Genomic DNA, 26,724 nt, shown 5'->3' on the forward strand with positions numbered 1-26,724 from the left:
AAAATCGATTCCGCCACCGAAAAATCACCTTGGGCGTGATTTCGGAAGTCGCAATCGGCGTTTTACACAAGAAGAAGGCCGGTTGGATTTCGCCAACCGGCCGGTTCGTTTTCGGTCCTTGCGGCTTACTGGCCGCTCGGGACGCCGGAGTTCTGCTCCGTGCCCGTTGCAGCGCCCGTGCCGGTGCCCGTCGCGGGCGTGTCGCCGGTGCCGGTCGCCGTGCCGCCATCGGTCGGAACGGCGTCGGTGCCGGTCGTCGCGGGCGTCTGGTTGGTCGTGTTGTTGTTGTTCTGGGTGCCTTCGCCCTGCGATGCGCCGCCGAGCGCGTCGAGCACGCCGCCGGTGCCGGTCGTGCCGGGGATACGGTCGAGGATGTCGGTTGGCTGCGTCTCGTAGCGGGCGAGGATGCCCATGCCGAGCGCCAGCACGAAGAACAGCGTGGCGAGAATCGCCGTGGTGCGCGTCAGGGCATTGGCCGTGCCGCGCGCCGACATGAAGCCGGAGCCGCCACCGATGCCGAGGCCGCCGCCTTCAGACCGCTGGATCAGCACGACGCCGATCAGCGCGACGACGACCATGAGATAGATGACGAGCAAGATGGTCTGCATGTTTTCGGTATCCCGGCCAGATGGCCCAAATGTCAGGTTTGCGGCTCAATATACCAAGCCGCGCACCATTCCAAGCCCTAGCTGTCGATCCGCCCGCCCTTTTGGCCGAAGCGGGTCAGGGTCCCCCCCTCATCCGGCCCTTCGGGCCACCTTCTCCCCGCGGGGGAGAAGGAAACGGGGCGCTTGCGGCTCTCCCCTTCTCCCCCGCGGGGAGAAGGTGCCGGCAGGCGGATGAGGGGGCGACCCGAAACGGGCATTATGGAAGTCAGGCGGTCAGCGCTTCGTATGCGCGGTAGATGGCAAGGAAGTCGTCGGATTTCAAGCTCGCCCCGCCGATCAGCGCGCCGTCGACATTGGCGACGCCCATCAGCTCCTGCGCATTGCCCGGCTTCACCGAGCCGCCGTAGAGGATGCGCATCTTCGCGCCCTCGCCGGCAAAGCGGCCGGTCAGCTCCGCGCGCATGAAGGCGTGCGCCTCCGCGACGTCGGAAGCCGTCGGCGTCAGGCCGGTGCCGATCGCCCAGACGGGCTCGTAGGCGATGACGGTGTTTTCCGCCGTCGCGCCGTCCGGCACGGAGGCCGCGAGCTGCGCCTTCAGCACGTCGAGCGTCTTGCCCGCCTTGCGCTCGTCGCCGGTCTCACCGATGCAGATGATCGCGACGAGGTCGTTCGCATGGGCGATCTCCGCCTTGGCGCGCACCAGCGCGTCGCTTTCCTTGTGGTCCGTGCGGCGCTCGGAATGGCCGACGATGACATGGGTGCCGAAGCAGTCGGCGATCATCTCGGCCGAGACGTCGCCGGTATGGGCGCCGGAGGCCTTTTCGTGGCAGTCCTGCGCGCCGATCATCAGCGGGCTGTCGTCGCAGAGCGCGGTGGCGACATAGAGCAGCGTCGCCGGCGGGCAGATCAGCGTCTCGACCTTGTCGGAAAGCGGCCCCTTCACGCCTTCGGCCATCGCCTTGATCTGGTCGAGCGATGCGCGCGTGCCGTTCATCTTCCAGTTCCCGGCAACGAGCGGGGTTACATCCGGTGTCATGGGGCCTCCCTGTCCTTGAAATTCGCGTGGCTTGCGGCGTAGCAAATCGAAGGCCGCAAGGAAAGCCGGATAGTTCCGGGTGAAGGCGAATAGGCCGCCCCCGTCGGACGTAACATCCAAGGCGCAGCGGGCGCCGAGGGGAAGGCGAAGATGCGGCGCACAGGTTCCTCGACAGGCTTTTTCCTCGTGCTGCTGGCGGGGCTTTTCCTTGCCGGCGGCGCGGTCGCGCAGGCTCCGACCGCCGAGGAGAAGACGCGCGGCCTGATGGGCATCAAGACGAGGGTCGAGGCCGGCACGACCGCCGAGGCGGCGCAGGCCATCCCCGCCGCCGCGGCAAGACGCGTCGCGCTGGTCATCGGCATGTCGGCCTATACGGCCATATCGCCGCTGCGCAACACGGGGGCCGACGCGCAGGCCATTGCCGACATGCTGCAACGGCTCGATTTCTCCGTCGATCTCGTGGTCGATGCCCCCCTCGCCCGCATGCAGGACACCATTGTCGCCTTCGCGCGCAAGACCGAGACCGCGGAAGTCGCCCTCGTCTATTATGCCGGCCACGGCGTCGAGGCGGCGGGGGAGAACTATCTCGTGCCCGTCGACGTCAAGATCGACGACCCGGCGACGATCCCGCAGCAGGCCGTCAGCCTCGCCTCCGTCCTCGCCAGCGTGGAAAGCGCGCGCAAACTGCGCATCGTCATCCTCGATTCGTGCCGCAACAACCCGTTCCCGACGCTTGTCGGCGCGGCGGCGGCAAGCGGGGTGACGCTCGGCGGCGCCGGCCTATCGGCGCCCGATCCCGCCCAGGGCATGATGGTCGTCTACGCCGCGGAGGGCGGCAAGGTGGCGCTCGACGGCGACGGCGCGCACAGCCCCTTCGCCACCGCCATCCTCGAAAGCCTGCCGCGGCAGAATGTCGAGATCGGCCTCGTCTTCCGCCAGGTCCGCGACCGGGTGATGGCGCTCACCGCCAACCGCCAGCAGCCGCATTTCTACGGCTCGCTCTCGGGCGCGCCCTATTTCCTCGCCGGCGAGGACGCCGCCGTCGCCGGCCTTGCCGACAAGGCCGCGCAGTGGCAGGCGCTCAAGCCGGACCAGGAGGAGCAGCTCGCAGCGCTCGCCGGCGAAGGCGACACCCGCGCCATGATCGGCCTCGGCTACATGGCGCTGACGCCGGACACGCAGAAGTTCCAGCCGGAAAAGGCGTTCGGCTTCTTCAGCAGGGCGGCCGAGGCGGGCGATGCCGAGGCGATGTTCGAGCTGGCGAAACTCCACGAGAAGGGCATCGGCACCGCGCAGAACGTGCCCGAGGCGATCATGCTCTACCGGCGCGCCGCCGATCTCGGCTTCGCCGATGCCATCAACGATCTCGGCTTCCTCTACTATCAGGGCGCGGACGGGCTGGCGCGCGATCCGAAGAAGGCGGTGGAGCTCTTCATCCGCGCGGCGGACCTGCGCCACCCGCAGGCCATGTTCAACGTCGCGGCGCTGATCGACGACGGGCTGGTGCCGGGCAGGACGCCGGAGGATGCCGCCGCCTATCTCTACAGCGCGCTGCGCTCCGGCGTGAACGACGTGCTGGAGCAGCTCACCACCCGCCCGACCATGTTCAAGCCGGCGACGCGGCGCGCGCTCCAGGCGGAGCTGCAGCGCAACCGGTTCTATGCCGGCGCCATCGACGGGGCCATCGGCGCGGGCACGCAGCGCAGCATGCGCATCGCCTTCGGCCAGACGGAATAGCCGGACGAAACAGGAGGAGGGTTTCATGGTTTCGAGCGGACGACTGCATCCCCTTTACACCGCGGTGCTCACCGCCGCGCTCGCCGTGACCGGCGTTTCCGACGGCTATGGCCAGTCCACCGACCCTTCGCCCCGGGGGTCGAGCAATTCGCAGGCCGAGGGGGCGGCAACGCCCAGCGATTTCATCACCAACGCCATTCTCGCCAATCTCGCTGCCGCGCGGTCCGAATGCGGCAGCTACGACCGGATCTACCGCGTCGACTGTCTGCGCCATCGGCTGCTCGACATCTCCCGCCGCATTCCCGAAGGCCCGGCCTATGGGCAGGCGCGGCAGATCGTCGGCCGCGCGGCGAGCCGGCTGGGCAGCATCCAGTCCGCCAATGCCGACACCCGCGTGCCGAAGCAGCGTTCGCGGCGCAATCCGCGGCTGCGCGAGGCCAAGGTCTATACCGCCATCAAGCGGGAGAAGCTGAACCAGGCGATGCAGCAGGCGAGCCGCGTCATCGAGGAAGCCGCGACGCAACTGCTGCGCGCCGGCGAGAATTCGGAAAAGCGCTCCGCCCACTACCAGAAGATCGCCGCCGCCGTCGGCTCGACCAAGGTCCTGCTGCGCTCGGCCTGAATTTCCAGAGAAATTCCAGCAAAAGTGCACAGCGGTTTTGCGGCTCGGCAAGAGGATCGGGCATCTCGCGGTTCGGCGAAAGGCGGAAATGCCCTATTGCGCAAACAGCCAGTTGAGCGTCTCGCGCCAGTCGGTCATGCGCACGGGCGTGCCGTGGCCGCCGGTCTGGAACAGCACGAAGCGCGCCGGCACGCCGGCCTTGCGCAGGCGCCGGAAAACCGCGATCTGGTCGTTCGCGGCATAGACGCTGTCGCTGTCGCCATGGGTGAAGAAGACCGGCAGCTTCGCCTTGAAGGCCGGCGTCCTGCCGTAGTCGCCATCGGCCGCCCCGCCCATCAGCACCATGCCGGCAAGGCTCTTCACCGCCGCCGGATCGCGCGCCACGCGGGCGCAGATGAAGCTGCCCATCGAGGCGCAGGCGAGGATGACCGACGCCTCCGGCGACAGCGCCTTGGCCGTCAGGATGAGGCCGGAGACCCGCGCCGCGCCCTTGTCGTCGAAGGAGGGCACGCTCGGTGCGTAGTAGACCCCGCCGTTCTGCGCGGCGAGGTTCTTCAGCCGGTTGAAGTTGCCGCCGAAATTCCAGTCGTTGTTGCCGAGCCGCCGGTCGCCGCCGCGGCCGTGGATGAAGATGACGGTGAAGGCCGCGCCCTCCGCCTTGCCGGTCATCGCGACATCGATCGGCCCGGCGGGCGTGGCGATCGTCGCGTTCTTCTGCGCCTTCTTCACCGCCGTCGAGACATAGGCCGCCTTCACCCGGCGCTCCGGCACCTGGTCGCGGCCGTTGATGTCGCGCAGTTCCTGGTAGTCGACGACCCTCAGCGCGCCGTCGTCGCCCGTCTCCACCACCGTGCCGTAGCCGAACAGGTCGTCCTTCCAGGGTTTCAGGCTCAGCGCCGCCGCCTCGCCGGTAAGGGAACCGGCGAACAAGGCGGCCAAAACCAGCCGGGAAAGGCAATGAACTGTGGACTGACGCATGAACTGTGGCTCCCTGGAGGCAGCGATACTTGCCATCCGCCCGCCCGCAACGCAATCCTCCGCCGGCGGTTGGCGCGGCTTGGCGCATCCTGCAGGCCGGGTGACAGCACCCCGCGGCGCACGCGACGGACGGACGGCACGCCGCCCCGGCATCGCGAAAGCCCGCGGAATCTGGCAGAGTCGCAGGTGATTCGCGCAATGACCTCTTTTGCGCCAGACCCCGGTCCGCCATGGACCGGCGGGAAAGCTGGCAAACGGAACAAAATCTGAACGGCCCATGCAAGACGACAGCAACGACCTCTTCGCCAACATGCCCTCCCAGCCCGCAGCGCCGCCGGTCGAAAAGCCGGTCGCGGCGGCCGCCCCTGCCCGCGAGGCACGCCCCGCCCCGCCGAGCGAAGGCACCGGCGGCTATGACGCCTCGGCGATCCGCGTGCTGGAAGGCCTCGAACCGGTCCGCATGCGCCCCGGCATGTATATCGGCGGCACGGACGAGAAGGCGCTGCACCACCTCTTCGCCGAAGTCATCGACAACTCGATGGACGAGGCCGTCGCCGGCCACGCCAATTTCATCGAGGTCAATCTCGATGCCGAGGGCTTTCTGACCGTCACCGACAACGGCCGCGGCATTCCGGTGGAAAACCATCCGCAGATGCCGGGAAAATCCACGCTGGAGGTCATCCTCACCGTGCTGCACGCCGGCGGCAAGTTCGACGGCAAGGCCTACGAGACCTCGGGCGGCCTGCACGGCGTCGGCGTCTCCGTCGTCAACGCCCTCTCCGACCTTCTCGAAGTGGAGGTGGCGCGCAACAAGAAGCTCTACCGCCAGCGCTTTTCCCGCGGCAAGCCGCTCGGCCCGCTCGAAGAGCTCGGCGACGTGCACAACCGCCGCGGCACGAAGGTGCGCTTCCACCCGGACCCGGAGATTTTCGGCGCGCACGCGCATTTCGATCCGGGACGCGTCTTCCGCATGGCCCGCTCGAAGGCCTATCTCTTCGGCGGCGTCGAGATTCGCTGGAGCTGCGACCCCGCGCTGCTGCCGGAAGGCTCCGAAACGCCGGAAAAGGCCGTCTTCCACTTCCCCGGCGGCCTCAAGGACTACCTCCAGGCGACGCTCGGCAAGGAGCACACCGTCACCCGCGAGATCTTCGCCGGCAAGAGCGAGAAATCCGGCGGCCACGGCTCGCTGGAATGGGCCGTCACCTGGTACGGCGGCGATTCGCTGATCCACTCCTACTGCAACACCATCCCGACGGCCGACGGCGGCACGCACGAGGCTGGCCTGCGCATCGCGCTGACCAAGGGCCTGAAGAACTATGCCGAGCTGACGCAGAACAAGCGCGCCGCCGCCATCACCACCGACGACGTGATGATCTCGGCCGTCGGCATGCTCTCCGTCTTCATCCGCGAGCCGGAATTCGTCGGCCAGACGAAGGACAAGCTCGCCACCGTCGAGGCCCAGCGCATCGTCGAGAACGCGCTGCGCGACCCGTTCGACCATTATCTCGCCGACAATCCGGGGGAAGCCGCCAAGCTGCTCGACTGGGTGATCGAGCGCGCCGAGGAGCGCCTGCGCCGCCGCAAGGAAAAGGAAGTCAGCCGCAAGACCGCCGTGCGCAAGCTGCGCCTGCCCGGCAAGCTGGCCGACTGCGCGCAGAATTCCGCCGAGGGCGCCGAGCTCTTCATCGTCGAGGGCGATTCGGCCGGCGGCTCGGCCAAGCAGGCGCGCAACCGCGCCAACCAGGCCATCCTCCCCTTGCGCGGAAAGATCCTCAACGTCGCCAGCGCCGGCCGCGAAAAGCTCGGCGCCAACCAGCAGATCTCCGATCTCGTGCAGGCGCTCGGCTGCGGCACGCGCTCGAAATACCGCGAGGACGACCTGCGCTACGAGCGCGTCATCGTCATGACCGACGCCGATGTCGACGGTGCCCACATCGCCTCGCTCCTCATCACCTTCTTCTACCAGGAAATGCCCGACCTCATCCGCGGCGGCCACCTCTATCTCGCCGTGCCGCCGCTCTACCGCATCAGCCAGGGCGGCAAGACGCTCTACGCCCGCGACGACCCGCACCGCGAGGAGCTGATGCGCACCGAGTTCAACGGCCGCGGCAAGGTGGAGATCGGCCGCTTCAAGGGCCTCGGCGAGATGCTGCCGGCGCAGCTCAAGGAAACGACGATGGATCCGAAGAAGCGCACGCTCCTCAAGGTGGCGATCGACGACGTCGACTTCGAGGGCACGCGCACCGCCGTGGACGACCTGATGGGCACCAAGCCGGAAGCCCGCTTCCGCTTCATCCAGGAGCGCGCCGTCTTCGCCGACAACCTTGATATCTGAGGTCTTCCCGCCTTATTTTCGTGGCAATCCCGGCCTCTAACCGGCGCAAGGTATTCCCCCGTCATGCCGCCCTTCGGGTCCCCTTCTCCCCGGTGGGGAGAAGATGGCGGCAGGCGGATGAGGGGCATTTTCCAAACGGCGGAAAGGACGGCCATGAAAGCTGCGCTCATCGTCATGACGATCATGGGCTGCGACGACAGCGCAACCCAGTGCCACTATATCGATACGGTCGGCAGGAGCTGGCAGACCGTCGCGCTGTGCGATGCACAGGCCGAGACCTACATCAACCGCCACCAGGACAAGAACTACCCGGTCATCGTGGCGGTCTGCGAGAGCGCCGGCGACCGCATCACCGCCGACATCGCCAAGCCGACCCCCGAGGAGATGCCGGCCGGGACCAAGGCCGAAGTCCCGGTGCCGGCCGAGACCGCCGAGGCCCGGCAGGGCCTTGCGACCCGTGCGCTGAATTTCGTGAAGAAGGCCATCCCCGACAAGGACGCCCTGAAGGCCGCCGTCACCACGCCGGTGCGCTATGCCGAGGACGGTTATTCCTGGGTGGTCAAGCGCTTCGCCGATTAGAGCATTTCCAGCAAAAGTGCGAAGCGGTTTTACGTCCGGAAATGCGGGAAAAACAAAGGGTTAGAGCGTTTTCGCGGTTCGGAGAAAAGCGGAACTGCGCTAAGAGCGCCCGAAAAACCTTACGGGATCGATACGCCCGGGCTCACGCCGCATCGCGCGCGGCGATGAGGGCGTAGCTGCGCGCGGTCTGGCGCTGTTCGGCGATGGCCAGCCGCTCGACGAGTTCCAGCATGGACTGGCAGGAGGCATCGCCGGCCGCGCGGGCCCGGGAAAGCAGGCGCTCGGAGACCGAGAACCCGTCGTCCCCGGCCTTCGCCTCCTGCCGCCAGAGCATCGTCGCCTCGGCAAAGAGCGCGCTGATGTCCCGGCCGAGGCCGGCGGCCTCGTAGAGCGCGCGCACCGCCGCCTCGCGCCCGTCGGAAAGGATGGAGCGGACACGCCGCTCCGCCTGGCCGGAGAGATCGGTGATGGCGGCCGCAAAGAACTCGACCCGGCCGGTGCACAGCGCATGCATGAGGAAGACCGGCGTCAGCCGGCCGGTCAGCCGCAGGTGCTCGACGAGCGCGGGCATTTCGGCGGCGCAAACCTCCCCCACCATGCCGATCGTCGCGACATCGCAGGCTTCGCGCGTGATGCGTTCGACGCGGTTCGCGCCCACCGCCGCCTGGATCAGCCCGTAGCCGGCCAGCGCCGTGCCGACCTTCTCCACCAGCGCATGGCGCGCATCGCTCGGCAGGTCGTCGCGGTCGAGCAGCAATGCGCGGATTTCCGCATCGTCGCCGAGCCGGTCGGCAATGCGCGACAGGCTGCGCCGGGAAAGGACGGCGCCCTCGTTCCCCAGCAATGCCGACACGTCCGCCACGTCGCCGATCTCCGCCAGCGCCGCCGAAACCGGGCGCGAGACGAAGGCGCGATGGGCGATCAGCATGCGCGTCGTCGCGCTGCCTTTGGCGGCGAGATCGACGAGGTCGCCATCCGTCAGCAGCGACGAACGCAGGATGATGTGGGCGGCGATTTCCGGCTGGTCTTCCGCCAGCGGCAGGATGACGGCGCGCGGCGCGTCCTCGCAATCGGCGAGCGCTTCGGCGAGCGCCAGCCGCACCTTCGGCGCCGGATCGTCGAGCAGGAAGATCATCGCCATTTCCGCGGCGCGGCGGTCGACGGCCGAAATGCGCGCCCGTGCGTAAGCCCGCGCCAACACACTGGCCGCCTTCGCCCGGTCCGCTGCCCGCGCGGTCTCGACCCAACGAAGAAAAGCATGAACGATCAATGGACGCCCCAAACGCCTGCAAAACGCTACTGGAAACACGTTAGCGCCAAAGTGTTTAAGATTGGTTCACCATATCCGTTAACCGGATCGTCATTGCCATTCCCGCGGGCCTGCGCCTATGAAGGGGCCATGAGACCGCTACCCCGCGCCCTTTTCGAAGCGACCGACATCGCCCCCGCCCTTCCCCAGGGTTGCGGCGTGCTGGTACGCGCCGGCACCGCCGGCGACGCACAGGTGAAAGGCAGCTTCGTCATCGTCGACGGGGCGGTCGAGGCCGAAACCCTCCGCCGCGCCATCGGCGGCGGCGCCGCGGGAATTGCCCTGTCCGGCTGGCGCACCGGCGCGGACCTCCAGCGCCTCGCCACCCTCCTGTCCGTCGCCGAGGCCGAGGAAGGCCGGGAAGACGGCGGCACGGGGATCCTCGCGATCACGGACGGCATCCTGCCCGCCCCCCTCTCGCCGCAGGGCCTTGCCGGCAAGTCCGGACGACTTGCCGCCCTCATCTGGGATCAGGGGCTCTTGAAGCAGACCCTCGGCGCAAGCCGCACGCTCACGCAAACCGGCGAATGGACCGCCGCCTTCGCCGCAGCCCGCAGCGCGGCCCTCCTTGCCGCCGCAGCAGCCGGCATACCGGCCTATGATTCGTTGCCGGACGTGACGGGAGCGGCCTTGGTAACGGCGTGCGAACGCTCGCGGGATGACGGCTTCTTCGGCGGCCTTGCCGCGCATGCGGCGCAGATAAAGCCGATCCGAACCGCCTGGGAGGGCGATTGACCGGAAAGGATCGGTCCGGGCGATGACCGCCCGCGCCCTCACCCCGCCTTCGGCCGCATCATGGCGAAAACCTCCGCCCCGCCGTCGCAGTAGTCCATGTAGCCCATGCGCCCCAGCGGGCGTGCGACGCCCATGTCGATCATGCCGTCGCGCAGGATCTCCGGGCTGATATGGATGCCGACCACCTGGCCGAAGACCACCCAGTTGTCCGATTCCCGCCCGTTGATGTCGACCGGGCGGAAGGCCTGCGTCATCCGGCATTCCAGCACCGCATGGGCCTCGCCCACATAGGGCGCATCGACGAGACGGCCGGCGACCGGCGTGAGGCCGGCGAGCGCGAACTCGTCGACGCCGCGCGGCACGGCGGCGGAGCTGGCATTCATCGCCTCGGCGAGATGCCGGCCGGCCAGCGAGCAGGTGAAGACGCCGGTTTCCTCGATATTGGTCACGCTGTCCTTGTGGCCGCTCGAGGAGAACATCACCAGCTTCGGCCTGTCGCTCACCGCGTTGAAGAACGAATAGGGCGCAAGGTTGCGCCGCCCGTCCGCCGCCTTCGTGCCGATCCAGCCGATCGGCCGCGGCGCGACGATCGCCTTGAACGGGTCGTGCCTCAGGCCGTGGGCGTTCTCCGCCGTCTCGTAGAACAGCGCGTCAGGCCTCATCGCCGACCCATGTGACGATCTCGGCGAGCTCCGGCCGCGGCCGCTCGGTCGGCGGCACGGTGGGCGTGCCGATATGGATGAAGCCGGCGATCCGCTCGCCCGGCTTCACGCCGAGGATCGGATAGGCGCGTTCGTCGAAGGCGTACCATTCGGTCAGCCAGTTCGAGGCAAAACCGTGCGCATTGGCGGCCATCGCCAGGTTGAGGCACACGGCGCCCGCCGACATCACCTGCTCCCATTCCGGGATCTTGAAATGCGGCGCAGCGCGGCTGACGACGGCGATCACCACGGGCGCGCGGGTGAGCCGGGTGTTCTCCACCTTGACCATCTCGTCCGAAAGGTCCGGCTTGTCGCCCATGGCGATGGCGGCCAGCGCCTCGCTGATCCGCCGGCGCTCCTCGCCGCGATAGACGATGAAGCGCCAAGGCGCGAGCTTGCCGTGGTCGGGCACGCGCGAGGCGAGCGTCAGCATCTCCTCCACCTCGCTCTTCGAGGGGCCGGGTTCGCTCATCTGGAAGGCGGGGATCGACCGGCGGGTCGAAAGATAGTCGATCAGCTTGATTTCGGTTTTCATCGGGCGGGAGTTCCAATACCTTGGCGCGCGGACGCGGCCTTGAAAATGCCATTAGCCGGGTCTTCAAGTGGAGCCTTACAGTCAGGAAGTCAACCGCCCCCATGCGCATGCCCATCCCTCCCGCCGTTGCCATGGGCCTTGCCGTGGCGAGCCTCGTCGCGTCGCCCGTCCCGGCCCGCGCGCAGGAGGCGCTGGACAGTTTCTCCCAGATCACCACGCCGCTGAAGGGCAGCAAGCTCACCTCGTTCAACCCGGTCGTGACGGGCGAGGCAACGCCGGCGAACCTCAGGGACGTGACCTGCGAGGCGCTCCTGACGAAGGACGGCAGCCCCATGCAGCACGGGCTGACCTGGCGCGTCTTCTCGCCCATTCCGGGCGCCGACGGCAAGCTGCCGCTGCTGGCCTCCTCCGAGGGCGGCTCCGCCGCCTTCCAGCTTGTGCCCGGCGAATATTTCGTCAACGTCGCCTTCGGCCGCGCGGGCGCCACCAAGAAGCTGGTCGTTCCCGATACCGGCGATGTCGACAAGCAGGTCATGGTGCTCGATGCCGGCGGCATCATGCTGAACGCCGTCTCCGGCTCGGACGTGCGCATCCCCCCGAAGGAGCTCTCCTTCTCGATCTTCGCCGCCGACGTGCGCGAGGACGGCGAGCGCAACCTCGTCGTCGACGACGTCAAGCCGAACTCCGTCGTGCGCCTCAATGCCGGCACCTACCACGTCGTCTCCGACTACGGCACGGTCAACGCCGTCATCCGCGCCGACATCCAGGTCGAGGCCGGCAAGCTGACGCGCGCGACGATCCAGCACCGTGCCGCAAAGCTCACGCTGAAGCTCGTCTCCGAGCCCGGCGGCGAGGCGATCGCCGATACGGCCTGGTCGATCCTCACCTCCTCGGGCGACACGGTCAGCGAAAGCGTCGGCGCCTTCCCGACGCTGGTGCTGGCCGAGGGCAGCTACATCGCCGTCGCCCGCAACAAGAACAAGATCTACCAGCGCGACTTCACCGTGAAGGCCGGCGTCAACACCGATGTCGAGGTGCTGCTCGACGAGAACGCCAACGGAGAGAAGGCCGGCGCCGAGGACGTGGTGGACTGAAAGCCGCATCCAGGCGCGATCGCCTGAAGGCGGGAAAAAGCTCCGGATTCAAACAGATAGAGCATCCGTACCGCCCGGTCCTCAGCCGGCGCGCCGCAGGAACGGCCGCGGCCGGGGCGCCATCGCGAAGACGGCCTCGTGGAGCCGCGCCGTGATGTTCCGGCGGTCGCCCGCATCCAGCTCCGCCCAGGCAATGACGCCGCCGATGCGCGCGGCGATCGTCGCGCCCGAGAGCTTGCGGAACTCGCGGATCAGCAGCGACAGGCGCAGCGTCAGCGAGACCTTGCTGGCGAGATGGAAGAGCCGGCCGTTCTGCCCCTCGAAATAGACGGGGATGACATTCGCCTTGGCCGACTGGATGAGCTTTGCCGGGAACATCTTCCACGGCAGGTCCTCCGCCCGCCCGAACACCTTCCTCGCCGTCGCGACGCCCCCCGCCGGAAACACGATCACCGTCGTGCCCTCTTTCAGAAGCCGCACCGCCTCCGCCCGCGTCTTCATGTTGAGCGCCAGCGCCTCCTTCGTCTCCTCGAAGGAGACCGGCAGCGCATAGGGCTGCATTTCCGGCACTTTCAGCAGGTCGTTGTGGATCATCACCCTGAACGGCCGGCCGAGCTGCTCGGCGAGCGCCAGCACCGCGATGCCGTCGCCGATGCCGAAGGGATGGTTGGCGACGATGACGACCGGCCCCTCGGGCAGGTCCGGCGGCGGCCAGGCGCCCTCGACGCGCAGCCCGACATCGATGAGGTCGAGCATGTCGCCGAAGACCCGCGCGCTCCGCCCGACGACGGAGCTGCGCCAGACATGGTAGAGCCGGGCGTAGCGGTTACGGCCGGCAAGGCCTTCCATGGAGCGGATGAACCATCGTTTGAGGCGCGGATCGTTCTCGTTGGCGTAGGACAGTTCCTTGAACCGCACGGTGTTCCCCAAAAACCCCGCCCCCTCCTCCGTCATCCTCGGGCTTGACCCGAGGATCCATGCCTCTCGGCCGCGTATGGATCCTCGGGTCAAGCCCGAGGATGACGGAGGAGGGTGGGCAAAAAGATAATCCCGCACTGGCTAGCACGGGATTATTGCAGTTTTCCGACAGTTGCGGCGAAGGCTCACGCCTTGCCGAGCTTGCGCTTCAGGTCCGGCGGCATCGCCTCCAGCGACAGCGTCTCGATCGCCTCGTCAAGCGACATCGCCGTCTGGTTCTGCGAACCCAGCCGGCGGATGTTGACGGAGCGTTCCTCCGCCTCGCGCCGGCCGCAGACGATGATGACCGGCACCTTGGTCACCGAATGCTCGCGGACCTTGTAGTTGATCTTCTCGTTGCGAAGATCGGTCTCGACGGTCAGGCCGGCATCGCGCAGCTTCTCCGCCACCTCGCGGGCATAGTCGTCCGCCTCGGAGGTGATGGTCGCGACCACCACCTGCTGTGGTGCGATCCACAGCGGCATGTGCCCGGCGAAGTTCTCGATGAGGATGCCGAGGAAGCGCTCCATCGAGCCGCAGATGGCGCGGTGGATCATCACCGGCTGGCGCTTTTCCGACGCCTGGTCGATATAGAACGCGCCGAACCGTTCCGGCAGGTTGAAGTCGACCTGCGTGGTGCCGCACTGCCATTCGCGGCCGATGGCGTCCTTCAGCGTATATTCGAACTTCGGCCCGTAGAACGCGCCCTCGCCCGGCAGGATGCCGGTCTTGATGCGCCCGCCGGACTGCGCCTCGATCTGCTTGAGAACGTCCATCATGACGCTCTCCGCCCGGTCCCACAGCGCATCGGAGCCGACGCGCTTTTCCGGCCGGGTCGAAAGCTTCACGACGACCTCGTCGAAGCCGAAATCCTTGTAGACCGAGAGGATGAGGTCGTTGATGCGCAGGCATTCGGCCGCCATCTGCTCGTCGGTGCAGAAGACATGCGCATCGTCCTGCGTGAAGCCGCGCACGCGCATCAAGCCGTGCAGCGCGCCGGAAGGCTCGTAGCGATGCACATTGCCGAATTCCGCAAGCCGCACAGGCAGTTCGCGGTAGGACTTCAGGCCGTGCTTGAAGATCTGCACATGCCCCGGGCAGTTCATCGGCTTCAGCGCGAAGACGCGCTCGTCGTCGGTCTCGTCGCCGGCGACGGTCACCTTGAACATGTTGTCGCGATACCAGCCCCAGTGGCCGGAGGTTTCCCAGAGCGACTTGTCGAGCACCTGCGGCGCGTTCACCTCCTCATAGGTGCCCGCGAGGCGACGGCGCATATAGGCGACGAGCGTCTGGAACATGCGCCAGCCCTTGCCGTGCCAGAAGACGACGCCCGGCCCTTCCTCCTGGAAATGGAACAGGTCCATTTCGCGCCCGAGCCGGCGATGGTCGCGCTTTTCCGCTTCGGCGAGGATGTTGAGATAGGTGTCGAGCTCCTCCTGCGTGCGCCAGGCGGTGCCGTAGATGCGCGTCAGCATCGGATTGTTCGAATCGCCGCGCCAATAGGCGCCCGCGACCTTCATCAGCTTGAAGGCCGTGCCGATCTGCCCCGTCGCGGCCATGTGCGGCCCGCGACACAGGTCGAACCAGTCGCCCTGGTAATAGATCTTGAGGTCCTGCCCCTCGGGGATCGCGTCGACCAGCTCGACCTTGTACTTCTCGCCCTTGGACGCAAAGACCTCCTTCGCCTTGTCGCGCGACCACACCTCCCTGGTGAAAGGCTTGTTGCGCTGGATGATCTCCTTCATGCGCTTTTCGATCTTCGGCAGATCGTCCGGCGTGAAGGGCTCGTCCTTGGCGAAATCGTAATAGAAGCCGTTGTCGATGACCGGCCCGATGGTCACCTGCGTTCCCGGCCAGAGCTCCTGCACGGCCTCGGCCATCACATGGGCGGCATCGTGCCGGATCAGCTCCAGCGCCCGGTCGTCGTCGCGCGTGACGATCTCGATCCGCCCGTTCGAAACGGTATCGGAGAGATCGCGCAGCTCGCCATCGAGCGCAATCGCGACCGCCTTCTTGGCCAGCGACTTGGAAATCGCCTCGGCCACGTCACGCCCCGTCGAGCCCGCGGGATAATCGCGGACGGAGCCATCGGGAAAAGTCAGGGAAACAGGTGCAGACATCGAAAATCTCCTATCCAGTCCCGCCAACGAATGCGGGTGGTATGCGGGGAATGCGCCGGATGCGCCGGCGCGTTGCGGAGGGCGGTATAAGGGGAAAATCGAGGGATTGGAAGGGGTGGCAAGACAACAGCGGTTTTCGCTTTGCTCCGCTGGACATATCCCTCGTAAACCATCAGCTCCGCAAGCGAGTCTTGTGGCAAACCTTAGAGTTTTTGGAATGTCAAATCTGCCGCGGAAATTGGGAGGCACGAGTTTTAGCAGTGGCCTCCGCCACCTGTGTGGCTTGATGTCGACCGATCTGCAACATTGCGATACTGGCTAGAACAAGGATGATCGCAGCGATTTCCAGCACGCCGACTTTCTCGCCAGCAGCCCAACCGATCAACAGCGCAACATTAGGCGTGATGTAGGTCGCGCCCGATGCCGCGACTGCGCCGAGTTGTTGCAGGAGATAATAGTAGATCAGGAAGGCCATCCCGGTTCCGAGAACACCGAGGCCGATAACAACACCAGTGGCGGCATGCCAGTTTTGCAGAATGTCGCTCATTCCCGTTCGATCGGTGACAGCCAGCAGTACCAGTAGGGCTAGGCCCGTTTGCCATGTCGCGAGCGCGAGGGGTGGCAGATTATGGGGTGACAGGAAGCGACGGACATAAACGTACGACACCCCAAGGATGGTGGTCGCGGCCAGCATCCAGGCGACTCCGATCATGTCGATGGTCCTATCCGTGCTCTCCCAAGGCCGGGCAATCAGGACGATGCCAGCAAATCCGACCAGGACGCCGGCCAGCATCAAGGCGTTGGGCTTCTCCGTGCGCAGGAATAGAAGAGTGGCGATCGTCGTGAACAGCGAGATCGAGCCACCGAGTACGCCGGCGATGCCGGAAGGAAGCCGCGCCGTGCCTTCCGCGATCGCGAAGTAATAGAAGGCCGTCGCCAGCACCGCCATGACAAGAAAATGCGGAAGATGCCGCACTTGCTCCCGCTGGATCACGCCCTTTCGCCAAGCCACGAAAGCGAGCGGCAAGAAGCCGAAGAACACACGCAGGAGGGTGATTTGCGCAGGTGTGATCAGTTCGGCCGCCCATTTCATATAAATGAAGTTCGATCCCCAGAAGAGACCAAGGAAAGCAAACACCAGATAGGTCAACCGCATGATTGTTCCCCGTTTGCAGGAAGCTCACCATAGGCGAAAGCCCTGCGTCCCGATGCAGAGCTGGCCGGATTGCGGGCACACCTTACGCCGGCGATATGCTTTCGTTCTCGCTGGACGGCGACTTGATGACCGCAAGCATGATGTCGCCGGCGGTAATAATTACTAACCCTATTACGACACCCAATGTCGGCTGTTCGCCAAAGAATAGAAAACTGATCAGACCTGAGAAGATCAGCACCGTATGAGTGTCGTCGCCGAAATCCTGATGAAAATACGCACTTATTTCCTGATTTTTGAAACACCGCGGAAGATTTGAAGTAGCTGCAATGATCGGCGCAGCAAAGATTTCACCTAGAAAATTTGCTGGCATTTTCCCCACCCCCAAAACCCGCGCTATCCTGAACCTCCTTCCGCCGCCGGACGGATCGCGTAACGTGTCGATGCGGGCGGGAGGAGGCGCTTTCGTTTTCTGCCGCAACGTACGGCAGGGGCGGAAGAGGCGTAAAACGCTGCGGGAATGCGAATTTCCGTTGTGACAGGCTTCCCCCTTCCCCGGGTCTTGCGGGGTCGGTTTGGGTCCGCCATGCAAGCAGGATGGCGGCGCATGTCCCCGAAAAGCGCGGAGCGCGGTTTTCGGAAAAGGTATATGCGCCGACAGACTGCGCAGCGAAGCAGTTTTGCGCCTGAAGGAGACCGGACCGTCTCCGAAGAACGCCTTGGGCCGCGCGAAAGCGATGCCACCCATCCCATAATCCCAGAGGCAACGCTTTCGCGCGGTTCTCCGGACATGAGCAAACCCGATGGAGCGCCTGCGGGGCGTTTTCGCACGCCCGCAGGCAAGGCAGCAATGGCCGCGACATGGAAGGCAGGAACGATGGACGAGGTGAAGGACGCAGCGACCACGATGAGCGCGCTGGAGCGCCGCCACATCCGGCGCATGCAGCCGGAGCTTCGCAAGGCGGCGACGGAAGCCGGCCACCACCGGACGTGCCGCCTGCCGCAATGCCGCCGCGCGAAGCGCTGCAGCGGCTGCCATCCCGCCGACGAGATCGCCACGACGCACTTCAAGACCTTCCCGCCCTGCGTGCACGACGACGCCACGCAGGCGAGCCTGCTTGCCGGCTGGAAGGCGCTCTGCGACCGCGACGAACAGGCATGGCTTGCCGCCGGCTATACGCCGGAAACGCTGGACCGGCTGGACGAAGAGTGGTGCCGCGCGATGGAGGAGGACGACGACTGGCCGGAGGATCCCCTCTGTCCGCCGCCCCGCAATCCCGTCGCGTGAGGCCGGGTCAGGAAACGCCCAGCGCCTCCGCCGAGATGAAGAACACGGCGTCCTGCGACTGCTCCGTCTCCAGCCAGACGAAGTCCAGATGCGGGAATTCCTCCTCCAGGATCTCGCGGCCCGAGCCGATCTCGCAGATCATGCCGCCGCCCGGATTGAGGTGATCGGCCGCCTCTGCGAGGATTTTTCGAACGAGGTCGAGCCCGTCTTCCCCGCCGTCATGCGCCATTTCCGGCTCGGCGCGGAATTCCGGCGGGTAGCCGGCGAGCGCCGCATGGTCGACATAGGGCGGGTTGGTGATGATGAGGTCGTAGGTGCGGCCGGCAAGCGGGGCGAAGAGGTCGCCCTGAAGGAGCGTCACCTGGTCCTCCACGTCGTGTTCGGCAAGGTTGAGCCTGGCGACCTCCAGCGCATCGGCCGACAGGTCCACCGCGTCCACGCTCGCCTGCGGGAAGAACTTTGCCGCCAGCACCGCAAGGCAGCCCGAGCCCGTGCAGATGTCGACGGCGCTTTCCACCAGCATCGGATCGGGCAGGAAGGACGAGCCGTGCCCGCCGAGATATTCGGAGAACAGGATCTCGCCGATATGCGAGCGCGGCACGATCACCCGCTCGTCGACAAAAAAGCGCACGCCCTGGATATAGGACCGGCCGGTGAGGTAAGCCGAGGGTTTTCGCGTCGTGACGCGCGCCTCGATGCGTGCCGCAAGCAGCTGCCGCTCGGCCGGCAGCAGGCGGGCGTCGAGGAAGGGATCGAGCGTGTCGATCGGCAGGTCGAGCGTGTCGAGCAGGAGGAAGGCCGCGTCGTCGCCGGCCGTCGTCGTGCCGTGGCCGTAGCTGAGGTCGGCCGCGTTGAAGCGGGAGATCGCATAGCGCCAGTAGTCGCGCAGCGTGACGAGTTCGGTTGTGATGTCGTCCTGGGTCAACGGCGGCCTCGCTTCGGCTATAGTGGACGGGCGCAATTCCGGCAGAACTGTGCAGCGGTCTTGCGTCGGGAATTGCGCAAAAGACAAACAGGGCCTTTCCACCAGCCGCAGGCGAGCGGAAAGGCTCTGGACGGACCCGGCTTTAGAATGGCATGGGCTGGCCGGTCAACCGCGGCGATCAGGGGTTTTACGGGCAGCATGGCGAAAGACAGAGGCAAACGGCAAAAACCGGCGCCTGCCGGCAGGGCAGCGGCCGCCCCGAAGGCCCGCGCCGCCGCGCGGCCCGAAGCCGCCCCCGCCGGCAAGCGCGCCACCCTGCCCCGCGCCCTCTCCAAGCTCGGCTTCTGCTCCCGCACGGAGGCGGAAGCGCTGATTTCGGCCGGCCGCGTCGCCGTCGCCGGCCGTATCGTCACCGATCCCGAGACCTGGATCGACCTTGCCGACGCGCGCATCACGGTGGACGGCGCGGCGGTCGTCGCGGAAAAACCCGTCTACCTCATGCTCAACAAGCCCCGCGGCCTCGTCACCACCCGGCACGATCCGGAGGGCCGGCCGACGGTGTTCGAATGCCTGAAGCATCTCGATCCCGCGCATCTCTCCCCCGTCGGCCGGCTCGACAAGGCGAGCGAGGGCCTGCTCCTCTTCTCCAACGACACGGAATTCGCCAACGCCCTGCTCGATCCGAAGACCCATGTCGCCAAGACCTACCATGTCCAGATCGACCGCATCGCCGACCGGCCGGTGCTCGACGCGCTCGTGAACGGCGTCCACCACGACGGCGAGTTCCTGCGCGCAAGGTTCGCGCGCAGGCTGCGCGACGGCGAACGGAATTCCTGGCTCGAGATCGTGCTCGACGAAGGCCGCAACCGCCAGATCCGCCGCATGCTGGAAGCGCTCGATATCGCGTGCCTTCGCCTCGTGCGCGTCGCCATCGGCGGTCTCGTGCTTGGGGATCTCGAAAAGGGCGCCGTCCGCCCGCTGACGGAGGCGGAAGTCAAGAGGCTTCGCCGGCTCGTCCGCCGCTGAGCACCGCGACAGCATTTTCCCCGCGCCGCCGGCCGGCCGCATACTGGGTCGCACGGCGCGGGCCTTGACCCTCCAGTCACTGGAGGTTGCAGACTGGCCGCGACCCAGACCGGAGACCCGATGATGCCGTCCCTGTCCGTTCTTTCCGCGGCCCTCATGGGCGCCTATCTCGCCGCCTTCCTCACCCTGACGGCGCTTTCGGCGCGGGCGGCGGGACGGCCGGCCTGGCTGTTCGGCCTCGGCGGCCGGCAGGGCCCGCCCGCCCTGCTCTTCCGCCTGAGCTTTGCCGGCGGCCTGCTCTATCCCGTGCTTCTCGCCACCGGCGTCGAGCCGGCGCCGGCGTTTCTCGATCCGCCCCCGCCGGTCCGTATCGCCGGCCTGCTGCTGGCGCTTTCCGGCGGCCTCTTCGCCATCCATGCCCAGCGCTGCATGGGCCCGTCCTGGCGCATCGGCTCGGCGGCGGGACATTCCGGCGCCATCGTCGAAACGGGACCGTTTCGCCTGTCGCGTAATCCGGTCTTCGTCGGGCAGGTCGCGCTCTTCGCCGGCCTTCTCGTCGCGCGGCCGGATGCGGTCCAGCTCGCGCTCACGGCCGCGCTGGTGCTCGCCGTCCGGCTGCAGGTTCGGGTGGAGGAGGCGGTGCTGGTCCAGGATCTCGGCGCGGCCTATCGCGCCTACCGGCAGCGGGTGCCCCGGTGGCTGTAAGCTCAGCCGAGCATGGTCGCAAGGCCGTTGACGGTGTTGGCATTGCGCAGGGTGCCGATGCCGAGCTTCTTCGTCGTCAGGTGCGACAGGAGCTTCGTCTCGCTCGGCTTCCGCGAGAAATCCACCCAGAGATCGCCGTCGACGACGGCGAGGCGGATGCCGGACGTGGCGATCCTTTCGAGCCTCGGCAGAACCTCCGGCCCCAGCGGTGTCCGCATGACGCGGATGCCCACATCCGCGCCGTTGCCACCCGGAAAAGGATTGCCGGCCGCAAGCCGCCGCCAGGCCTCCGCCGTGCGCAGGATGATGTCGACATGCTTTTCGAAGCGCGCGCGAAACGCCGCTTCCAGCCGGTCCTCGATGGTGCAAAGCGGTTCGTCCTCTCCCTCGAAGATCAGGTTGCCGGTGGCGACCAGGGTCCGCGTGCCGCGAAAGCCGAGGCCTTCGGCCATGGCCCTGAGGTCGGCCATCACGAGCCGCCGTCCGGGGCCGAGCACGATGGAATGCAGAAGAGCGACATAGACCGTCATGGGCGCCAGAACGCCCGTGCGGCGGGCGGCAGCCGGTCGAGGACGCGCGCGAAGGCCGCCGGATCGACATGCCGGCCGAGGGCGGCGGCAACATCGGCGATGGCCGTCTGCGGCGAGACATTGTGGTCGCCGCGAAACGCCTGCACCTCGCGGGTCAGCACGTCCCGTTCCGCAAAGGGCCGGACCGGTTCGGCGATATCCCAGCCCGACACGAAGAGCGCGCGCAATACCGGCGGCAGGACCGCGGCGAAGGCAAGCGCGTCCGCCACAGAAAGCCGGCGGCGGAACACCGTCAGCACGGCCTCCGCCATGGTGAAGGCCTGGTTGGTGGTCTGCAGCATGGCCGTGTCGCGGGCATCGATGAGGAAGGCGTCGAAATCACGCGAGGCCTGGCGGTATTCCATCGGCACGGTCATGGCGTCACCGCCTCTTTTCCGCAACGCGCCACAGCCGCCAGGGCGCCCACCAGTGAAAGCGCGGCGCCAGCGCCTCCGGCACGGGATCGAAGCCATGGGTACCGCCGGGGCCGCAGCGGGCGACACGGAACAGCGCCAGGAAGCCGCCCCGCCACAGGCCGTGGCGGGCGACGGCCTCGTAGCCATATTCCGAGCAGGTCGGCAGGTGGCGGCAACCGTTGCCGACGAAGCCGGAAAGCGTCAGCTGGTAGAGCCGGATGAACCCCATGCCGAGGAGGCGGCCCGGCGTCCGGCGGAACGGCCCCTGCCAGTTGCGCCCCCTATGGACAGGCCGCGCGCCGGCATGCCGGCAGTCGGGCGCATCGCACATCGCCCCTCACCCGGCCTTTTCCAGCCGCTTCGCCTCGATCTGGCCGATGGCGTCCACCACGGCGTCGAAGGTCAGCATGGTGGAGGCGTGGCGGGCCTTGTAGTCCTTGACCGGCCGCAGGAACCGCATGTCCTCGAAACGGCCGTCCGGCCCCTCGCCGTCGGCCTTGAGCATGGCCAGCATCTTGTCGCGCGCGTCGCGGATTTCCGCCGTCGTCGCGCCGATGACGTGGCGCGCCATGATCGAGGACGAGGCCTGGCCGAGCGCGCAGGCCTTCACCTCATGGGCGAAATCCGTGACCCGGTCGCCGTCGAGCTTTAGGTAGACCTTGACGCGCGAGCCGCACAGCTTGGAATGGGCGCCGGCCTCGCCGTCCGCATCGGCAAGCGTGCCGATGCGCGGGATGTTGCCGGCAAATTCGAGGATACGGCTGTTGTAGATATCGTCCATCATGGTCCCGTTTTCCGCATTTTTTGCGGAATCTTCAATGATCCGAGGAGATTATTCCGGCCTCGTCGGTAAAAAAGCACGGCGTGTCGTCTCAAGCCTCTTTCGCAGGCCTCGCCCGATACTATATGATAACTCGTATTGGGGTGAGCGTTTTGCAAGACGCTGGAGCAATTCCCGGAAACGTGCGAAACGGTTTTCCGTCCGGAACTGCGAAGGCAAGGGGCAAGTCGGTCACCTGTTGTTTGGGAAACCGTGCCGGACGGTCATGCGCACTGAGAAGCGAAGACCCGAAAGCCCCGGAGCCCGCCAACGGAACCCAAGCCTGCAGGGTTAGGCGAATGGCCAGTGGCGAGTCCGATAAACACGTCAGGTAACCTGCAGAAAGGTCAATGGGTCCATGGACGCCATAGTCACCAATTTCCCGCGTGTCGACGATCCGTCCGGCCGTCCTTCGCAAAAAGAGGCGGAGGATGCCGTTCGCGTCCTGCTCCGCTGGGCGGGCGACGATCCGGAGCGCGAGGGGCTGCTCGACACCCCGGCGCGCGTTGCGAAAGCCTATCGCGAGCTCTTCTCGGGTTATGATCTCGCCGCCGAGGACGTGCTCGGCCGCACCTTCGAGGAAGTGGCCGGCTACGACGACATGGTGCTGGTGAAGGACATCCCGTTCTTCTCGCATTGCGAGCATCACATGGTGCCGATCATCGGCAAGGCGCATGTCGCCTATCTGCCGAACGGCCGCGTGCTGGGCCTCTCCAAGATCGCCCGCGTGGTGGAGATCTACGGCCGCCGCCTGCAGACGCAGGAAACGATGACGGCGCAGATCGCCAGATCGATCGACGAGACGCTGAACCCGCGCGGCGTCGCCGTGATGATCGAGGCCGAGCATATGTGCATGGCGATGCGCGGCATCCAGAAGCAGGGCTCGACGACGCTCACCACCACCTTTACCGGTGCCTTCAAGACCGAACCGGCCGAGCAGGTCCGGTTCATGACAATGATCCGGAGCTAGAGCATTTCCAGCCGAAGCGATCTCGCTTCGGCGTCGGATAATGCGGCAAAAGCAAGAGTCTGGAGCATTTCCAGCAAAAGTGCGCAGCGGTTTTGCGTCCGGGATTGCGTCAAACAGAAAGATGGAGCAATCGACCGCGATGCCGATCACCTTCAAGATCCCGCCCAAGGACAAGGCCGAGCTCGAAACGGGCCCGGCCTTCACGCCGCGCTTCGACGAGCACGGCCTGGTGACGGCCGTGGTGACGGATGCGAAGGACGGCGAGTTGCTGATGGTCGCCCACATGAACGCCGAGTCGCTGGCGCTGACCATCGAGACCGGCATCGCGCATTACTGGAGCCGCTCGCGCAAGGCGCTGTGGAAGAAGGGCGAGACCTCCGGCAACCTGCAGACCGTCGTGGAATTGCGGACGGATTGTGACCAGGACGCCGTGTGGCTGAAGGTCGCGGTCGCCGGCCATGACGCGACCTGCCACACCGGCCGCAGATCCTGCTTCTACCGCACGGTCTCGAACGGTCCCGATGGCGCCGTGCTGACCATCACGGGCGGCGCGCCGCAGTTCGACCCGGCGGCGATCTACGGCAAAAATTAAGCATCCCGGCGAATTCCGTCCGGTTTCGGCACGGATTCACCAATTGGCAACCGATCCCGACGCTTAATATCCTGCATGGCGGCTTCTATCCCCGTCATGCGGATCAGGACATGGAACCCCATCGCTCTCGTGCGTCACTACAGGTTTCCAAGGCCACCCCCACCGGGGCGACGATCCTGCGGGCACGCGCCCTCCTCCAGCCGAAACAGGACGCACACGGGACAGCCCGGCAGGTTTTCGTCCGCAAAGTTCCCCGCGTCACAGAATGCATCTATCCTGTCATCTATTGTGTTGCCGAGGATGCCGCGATGCCGGAACCGATTGCTTCGCTGCGAATTCCTCTTGGTAACGGAGGTCGGGAATGTTGAACTGGAGTTTCAATCGTAGTCTTGTAACAGCCGATGCATCCGACCCCGGCGGTCCTTCCATGAACGACATGTCCCATATTCCCGCGCCGGCCCCGCCGCGCAAATCGAAGATCGCTCTGGCGCTCGGCGGCGGTGCCGCCCGTGGCTGGGCCCATATCGGCGTGCTGAGGGCGCTGGACGAGGAGGGTATAGAGGTCTCGATGATCGCCGGCACCTCCATCGGCGCCCTGGTCGGCGGCTGTTACCTCGCCGGCAAGCTGGACGAGCTGGAAGCCTTCGCCCGCTCGCTCACCATGCGGCGCATCGCGAGCCTGCTCGACTTCACCATTCGCGGTTCCGGCCTTTTCGGCGGCATGCGGCTGACCAAGCGCATGCAGGAGCATCTGGAAAACCTCTCGATAGAGAGCCTCGACCGTCCCTTCGTCGCCGTCGCCACGGAGGTCAACAGCGGCCACGAGGTCTGGATCAACAGCGGCGCGCTGATCACCGCCATCCGCGCCTCCTACGCGCTGCCCGGCATCTTCGAGCCGATCAAGTGCAACAATCGCACGCTGGTCGACGGGGCGCTGGTCAATCCGGTGCCGGTCTCGGTCTGCCGCGCCCATGAGGAGCCGCTGGTCGTCGCCGTCAACCTCAACTACGACCTCTATGGCCGCTCGGCGGTGATCAAGCACAGCGCCAGCGAACAGAAGATCGACGAGCCGAGGCAGGAGGACAGCGCCGCGCGGCTCGGCCTGACGAGCGTGATGGTGCAATCCTTCAACATCATCCAGGACCGCATTTCCCGCGCACGCCTTGCCGGCGACCCGCCGGATCTCGCGCTGCATCCCAAGCTTTCGGATATCGGCCTGTCGGAGTTCCACCGCGCCGGCGAAGCGATCGATCGCGGTTATCTCGAAGCCAAGACCCGCATCACCGAGATCAAGCGCATGCAGGAAGTCGTGCTGATGCGCTGATGAAGAGACTGCATGCAGATGCCGGAGCGGGCGGAGCGAGGATTGTCGCTCCGCCCGAAACCGTTCGGGGGACCGGAGGTCAGCTGGCGATATAGGCCTTGATGGCATCCGCCTCGTGCTGGATCGCCCGGATATGGGATTTCACCACGTCGCCGATCGAGATGATGCCGACGAGCCGGCCGTCCTTCTCCACAGGGATATGGCGGGCGCGCAGCGTGCTCATCATTTCCATGAGCTCGTCGACGGTCTGGTTCTCGCCGCAACGATGGACATTGCCCCACATGATGGAGGAAATGGGCTTGTCCAGGCATTCGGCCCCGTTGCGGGCGACGGCGGCAACGATGTCGCGCTCGGTCGCAATGCCGGCGATGCGGTCGTTGCGGTCGAGGATGACGATGGCGCCGATGTGGTTTTCATGCAGATAGACGGCAGCCTGCCTGACGGTGAGCTGCGGGCCGCCGGTAACGACGTTGCGGCCCTTCTCGTCCAGTATCGACTTCACATACATGCGTACCTCCCGTGTGCATCATGACGCAGAGAGGCGGGACACCCGATTGGGATTGCCCTGCCAGTACCGGCGGCATCCGCTTCCTCCCGCGACATGCCGCTCCCGTTCCGGTGTGCATGTGCGAACCGGAACACATCCATGGTGCGCCACGAAAGAGGCGATTGCAAGACCGCTAATGGACTATCGTTAATCCCGGCGGCTTTCCGGCGACCCGACGTCGAAGAGCGGGAAGAAGAGGAAGCCGAACAGGAAGCCGCCGATATGGGCCTCCCAGGCGATCACCCCGCCGGCATCCGAGCCGAAGATCTGGCCGAAGCCGATCAGGAAGTTCGTCAGGAACCAGATGCCGGAAAAGACCAGCACGGAGCGGTTGGACAGCGCTTCCGGTATCGTCAGGCGGCGATTGAGATGGGCGAACTGCCGGCTGATGCGCCCGCTCGGCGAGAAGACGAAGCGGGCCGCGGCCCCCATCAGGCCCGAGACGACGCCGGAGGCGCCGACGACGAGGATCATCGCCCCCCAGTGCAGCGCGGTGTGAAAGGCGACCGCGGCAACGGCCGAAAGGCACCAGAACAGGAAGAAGCGCGCAAGGCCGATGCGGCGCACCACCGGCGCTCCGAAGGCGACCATCCAGAAGGCATTGAAGATCAGGTGCTCCCAGCTGCCGTGCAGCAGCGAATAGGTGACCGGCCCCCAGAGCCAGCCAAGATCCTGCTCGGCGAAGGGAATGGCATAGCGGCCGGGAATGAAGGCGAAATGCAGGAGCACGAACTCGTCCGCCGAAGCCGAGAGAAGATAGGTGCGGATCACGTGGATGGCGGTCAGGAGCGCCAGGACCGCGACGAGGCTGCCCGGCAGGTTGAAGGCCGGCTCCCGCTTGCGGATATCCGCACTGCCACCCTGCACGTCAACGCCGTCGTTACTCATGACCGATCCACCAAACTCATAAAATACGAATCGCGCTTATACAGAGAAAAGAAAGGCCGTGCAGCTTTCGCTGACGGCCGGCGCCCCCAATCCCCGGGGCTGAAATCGTTGTGCAGTAAACCAGTCCCTCATGGAGGGATGCCCGGATGTTCCCC

29 protein-coding genes are annotated in these 26,724 nt (G+C 66.3%); 12 read left to right on the forward strand and 17 right to left on the reverse strand.

Annotated elements, in window-relative coordinates; genetic code table 11:
• Positions 1–125 precede the first annotated feature (125 nt).
• Together secG and tpiA are read right to left on the reverse strand one after the other, a co-directional pair.
• The gene (gene secG, locus WMC41_RS09550) at positions 126–608 is read right to left on the reverse strand and encodes a preprotein translocase subunit SecG (protein ID WP_244765407.1); all 483 of its coding nucleotides are present in this window, start codon (positions 606–608) and stop codon (positions 126–128) included.
• 265 nt (positions 609–873) lie between these two features.
• Positions 874–1,644: a triose-phosphate isomerase gene (gene tpiA, locus WMC41_RS09555; RefSeq protein ID WP_432347849.1), complete on the reverse strand. Its 771-nt coding sequence runs from the start codon at positions 1,642–1,644 to the stop codon at positions 874–876.
• 150 nt (positions 1,645–1,794) lie between these two features.
• On the opposite strand from tpiA, the gene WMC41_RS09560 reads away from it, so the two are divergent.
• Together WMC41_RS09560 and WMC41_RS09565 are read left to right on the forward strand one after the other, a co-directional pair.
• A complete protein-coding gene (locus tag WMC41_RS09560) occupies positions 1,795–3,381 on the forward strand; it encodes a caspase family protein (protein ID WP_432347851.1) in 1,587 nt (528 codons plus the stop codon).
• Between the two features lie 25 nt (positions 3,382–3,406).
• A complete protein-coding gene (locus WMC41_RS09565; RefSeq protein ID WP_432347853.1) occupies positions 3,407–4,003 on the forward strand; it encodes a hypothetical protein in 597 nt (198 codons plus the stop codon).
• Between the two features lie 93 nt (positions 4,004–4,096).
• On the opposite strand, the gene WMC41_RS09570 is transcribed toward WMC41_RS09565, so the two are convergent.
• Entirely contained in the window at positions 4,097–4,981 is an 885-nt protein-coding gene (locus tag WMC41_RS09570) for an alpha/beta hydrolase (protein WP_432347855.1), read from the reverse strand.
• 277 nt (positions 4,982–5,258) lie between these two features.
• Here WMC41_RS09570 and parE point away from each other — a divergent pair, with 277 nt between their 5' ends.
• Complete coding sequence (parE, locus tag WMC41_RS09575; protein ID WP_398430680.1) at positions 5,259–7,316, forward strand: DNA topoisomerase IV subunit B; 2,058 nt, start codon at positions 5,259–5,261, stop codon at positions 7,314–7,316.
• Positions 7,317–7,469: 153 nt separating this feature from the next.
• Positions 7,470–7,895, forward strand: a complete 426-nt coding sequence (locus tag WMC41_RS09580) for a hypothetical protein (protein ID WP_432347856.1) — start codon at positions 7,470–7,472, stop codon at positions 7,893–7,895.
• Between the two features lie 142 nt (positions 7,896–8,037).
• On the opposite strand, the gene WMC41_RS09585 is transcribed toward WMC41_RS09580, so the two are convergent.
• On the reverse strand, positions 8,038–9,165 hold the full coding sequence (locus tag WMC41_RS09585) for a DUF2336 domain-containing protein (protein ID WP_432347857.1): 1,128 nt from the start codon (positions 9,163–9,165) through the stop codon (positions 8,038–8,040).
• Positions 9,166–9,294: 129 nt separating this feature from the next.
• Between WMC41_RS09585 and WMC41_RS09590 the strand changes: the two genes are divergently transcribed.
• Positions 9,295–9,939: a hypothetical protein gene (locus WMC41_RS09590; RefSeq protein ID WP_432347858.1), complete on the forward strand. Its 645-nt coding sequence runs from the start codon at positions 9,295–9,297 to the stop codon at positions 9,937–9,939.
• 38 nt (positions 9,940–9,977) lie between these two features.
• Here the strand turns inward: WMC41_RS09590 and WMC41_RS09595 are convergent, their stop codons facing one another.
• Both WMC41_RS09595 and WMC41_RS09600 read right to left on the reverse strand, forming a co-directional pair.
• A complete protein-coding gene (locus WMC41_RS09595) occupies positions 9,978–10,586 on the reverse strand; it encodes a flavin reductase family protein (protein ID WP_272807465.1) in 609 nt (202 codons plus the stop codon).
• Between the two features lie 4 nt (positions 10,587–10,590).
• Positions 10,591–11,175, reverse strand: coding sequence for a nitroreductase family protein (locus WMC41_RS09600; RefSeq protein WP_288077599.1), 585 nt, complete (start codon positions 11,173–11,175; stop codon positions 10,591–10,593).
• Positions 11,176–11,306: 131 nt separating this feature from the next.
• On the opposite strand from WMC41_RS09600, the gene WMC41_RS09605 reads away from it, so the two are divergent.
• Positions 11,307–12,269: a hypothetical protein gene (locus WMC41_RS09605; RefSeq protein WP_432348318.1), complete on the forward strand. Its 963-nt coding sequence runs from the start codon at positions 11,307–11,309 to the stop codon at positions 12,267–12,269.
• 81 nt (positions 12,270–12,350) lie between these two features.
• Here the strand turns inward: WMC41_RS09605 and WMC41_RS09610 are convergent, their stop codons facing one another.
• From WMC41_RS09610 to WMC41_RS09625, 4 genes are all read right to left on the reverse strand, one after another.
• On the reverse strand, positions 12,351–13,187 hold the full coding sequence (locus tag WMC41_RS09610; RefSeq protein ID WP_272805526.1) for a lysophospholipid acyltransferase family protein: 837 nt from the start codon (positions 13,185–13,187) through the stop codon (positions 12,351–12,353).
• A gap of 185 nt (positions 13,188–13,372) precedes the next feature.
• Entirely contained in the window at positions 13,373–15,346 is a 1,974-nt protein-coding gene (gene thrS / locus WMC41_RS09615) for a threonine--tRNA ligase (protein ID WP_432347860.1), read from the reverse strand.
• A 220-nt stretch (positions 15,347–15,566) separates the two neighbouring features.
• Positions 15,567–16,502, reverse strand: a complete 936-nt coding sequence (locus WMC41_RS09620) for a DMT family transporter (protein ID WP_432347862.1) — start codon at positions 16,500–16,502, stop codon at positions 15,567–15,569.
• 82 nt (positions 16,503–16,584) lie between these two features.
• Positions 16,585–17,247 (reverse strand): hypothetical protein, encoded by a 663-nt coding sequence (locus WMC41_RS09625; protein WP_432347864.1) that lies wholly within the window; start codon positions 17,245–17,247, stop codon positions 16,585–16,587.
• Positions 17,248–17,349: 102 nt separating this feature from the next.
• On the opposite strand from WMC41_RS09625, the gene WMC41_RS09630 reads away from it, so the two are divergent.
• Positions 17,350–17,787: a hypothetical protein gene (locus tag WMC41_RS09630; protein WP_432347866.1), complete on the forward strand. Its 438-nt coding sequence runs from the start codon at positions 17,350–17,352 to the stop codon at positions 17,785–17,787.
• A 7-nt stretch (positions 17,788–17,794) separates the two neighbouring features.
• Here WMC41_RS09630 and prmB read toward each other — a convergent pair whose 3' ends face one another.
• The gene (gene prmB, locus WMC41_RS09635; RefSeq protein ID WP_432347868.1) at positions 17,795–18,712 is read right to left on the reverse strand and encodes a 50S ribosomal protein L3 N(5)-glutamine methyltransferase; all 918 of its coding nucleotides are present in this window, start codon (positions 18,710–18,712) and stop codon (positions 17,795–17,797) included.
• Between the two features lie 198 nt (positions 18,713–18,910).
• Between prmB and WMC41_RS09640 the strand changes: the two genes are divergently transcribed.
• Together WMC41_RS09640 and WMC41_RS09645 are read left to right on the forward strand one after the other, a co-directional pair.
• Complete coding sequence (locus tag WMC41_RS09640) at positions 18,911–19,738, forward strand: pseudouridine synthase (RefSeq protein WP_432347870.1); 828 nt, start codon at positions 18,911–18,913, stop codon at positions 19,736–19,738.
• A 120-nt stretch (positions 19,739–19,858) separates the two neighbouring features.
• Positions 19,859–20,443: a methyltransferase family protein gene (locus WMC41_RS09645; protein WP_432347871.1), complete on the forward strand. Its 585-nt coding sequence runs from the start codon at positions 19,859–19,861 to the stop codon at positions 20,441–20,443.
• Between the two features lie 2 nt (positions 20,444–20,445).
• Here the strand turns inward: WMC41_RS09645 and WMC41_RS09650 are convergent, their stop codons facing one another.
• The 4 genes from WMC41_RS09650 to WMC41_RS09665 are packed head-to-tail and all read right to left on the reverse strand — an operon-like array spanning position 20,446 to position 22,212.
• Positions 20,446–20,973 carry a DUF1697 domain-containing protein gene (locus WMC41_RS09650; RefSeq protein ID WP_432347872.1) on the reverse strand — a complete coding sequence of 176 codons (528 nt, stop codon included), beginning with the start codon at positions 20,971–20,973 and terminating at the stop codon, positions 20,446–20,448.
• Positions 20,970–21,389 carry a DUF2267 domain-containing protein gene (locus WMC41_RS09655; RefSeq protein WP_432347873.1) on the reverse strand — a complete coding sequence of 140 codons (420 nt, stop codon included), beginning with the start codon at positions 21,387–21,389 and terminating at the stop codon, positions 20,970–20,972. Before WMC41_RS09655 ends, WMC41_RS09650 begins: the two co-directional genes overlap by 4 nt.
• Before the next feature lie 4 nt (positions 21,390–21,393).
• The gene (gene yidD, locus WMC41_RS09660; protein ID WP_432347874.1) at positions 21,394–21,759 is read right to left on the reverse strand and encodes a membrane protein insertion efficiency factor YidD; all 366 of its coding nucleotides are present in this window, start codon (positions 21,757–21,759) and stop codon (positions 21,394–21,396) included.
• 6 nt (positions 21,760–21,765) lie between these two features.
• Complete coding sequence (locus tag WMC41_RS09665) at positions 21,766–22,212, reverse strand: iron-sulfur cluster assembly scaffold protein (RefSeq protein WP_133035393.1); 447 nt, start codon at positions 22,210–22,212, stop codon at positions 21,766–21,768.
• A gap of 394 nt (positions 22,213–22,606) precedes the next feature.
• Between WMC41_RS09665 and folE the strand changes: the two genes are divergently transcribed.
• The 3 genes from folE to WMC41_RS09680 all read left to right on the forward strand — a co-directional run bounded on the left by folE (position 22,607) and on the right by WMC41_RS09680 (position 25,134).
• On the forward strand, positions 22,607–23,218 hold the full coding sequence (gene folE / locus WMC41_RS09670; RefSeq protein WP_244765389.1) for a GTP cyclohydrolase I FolE: 612 nt from the start codon (positions 22,607–22,609) through the stop codon (positions 23,216–23,218).
• A 139-nt stretch (positions 23,219–23,357) separates the two neighbouring features.
• A complete protein-coding gene (hisI, locus tag WMC41_RS09675; RefSeq protein ID WP_432347875.1) occupies positions 23,358–23,810 on the forward strand; it encodes a phosphoribosyl-AMP cyclohydrolase in 453 nt (150 codons plus the stop codon).
• A 361-nt stretch (positions 23,811–24,171) separates the two neighbouring features.
• Entirely contained in the window at positions 24,172–25,134 is a 963-nt protein-coding gene (locus tag WMC41_RS09680; protein ID WP_244765388.1) for a patatin-like phospholipase family protein, read from the forward strand.
• A 79-nt stretch (positions 25,135–25,213) separates the two neighbouring features.
• Here WMC41_RS09680 and WMC41_RS09685 read toward each other — a convergent pair whose 3' ends face one another.
• Positions 25,214–25,642, reverse strand: coding sequence for a CBS domain-containing protein (locus WMC41_RS09685; RefSeq protein ID WP_244765387.1), 429 nt, complete (start codon positions 25,640–25,642; stop codon positions 25,214–25,216).
• Positions 25,643–25,828: 186 nt separating this feature from the next.
• Positions 25,829–26,569: a rhomboid family intramembrane serine protease gene (locus WMC41_RS09690; protein WP_244765386.1), complete on the reverse strand. Its 741-nt coding sequence runs from the start codon at positions 26,567–26,569 to the stop codon at positions 25,829–25,831.
• Positions 26,570–26,724: the final 155 nt, after the last annotated feature.

The sequence above is a fragment of the Shinella yambaruensis genome, from assembly GCF_050859155.1.
Taxonomy (GTDB): domain Bacteria; phylum Pseudomonadota; class Alphaproteobacteria; order Rhizobiales; family Rhizobiaceae; genus Shinella; species Shinella yambaruensis.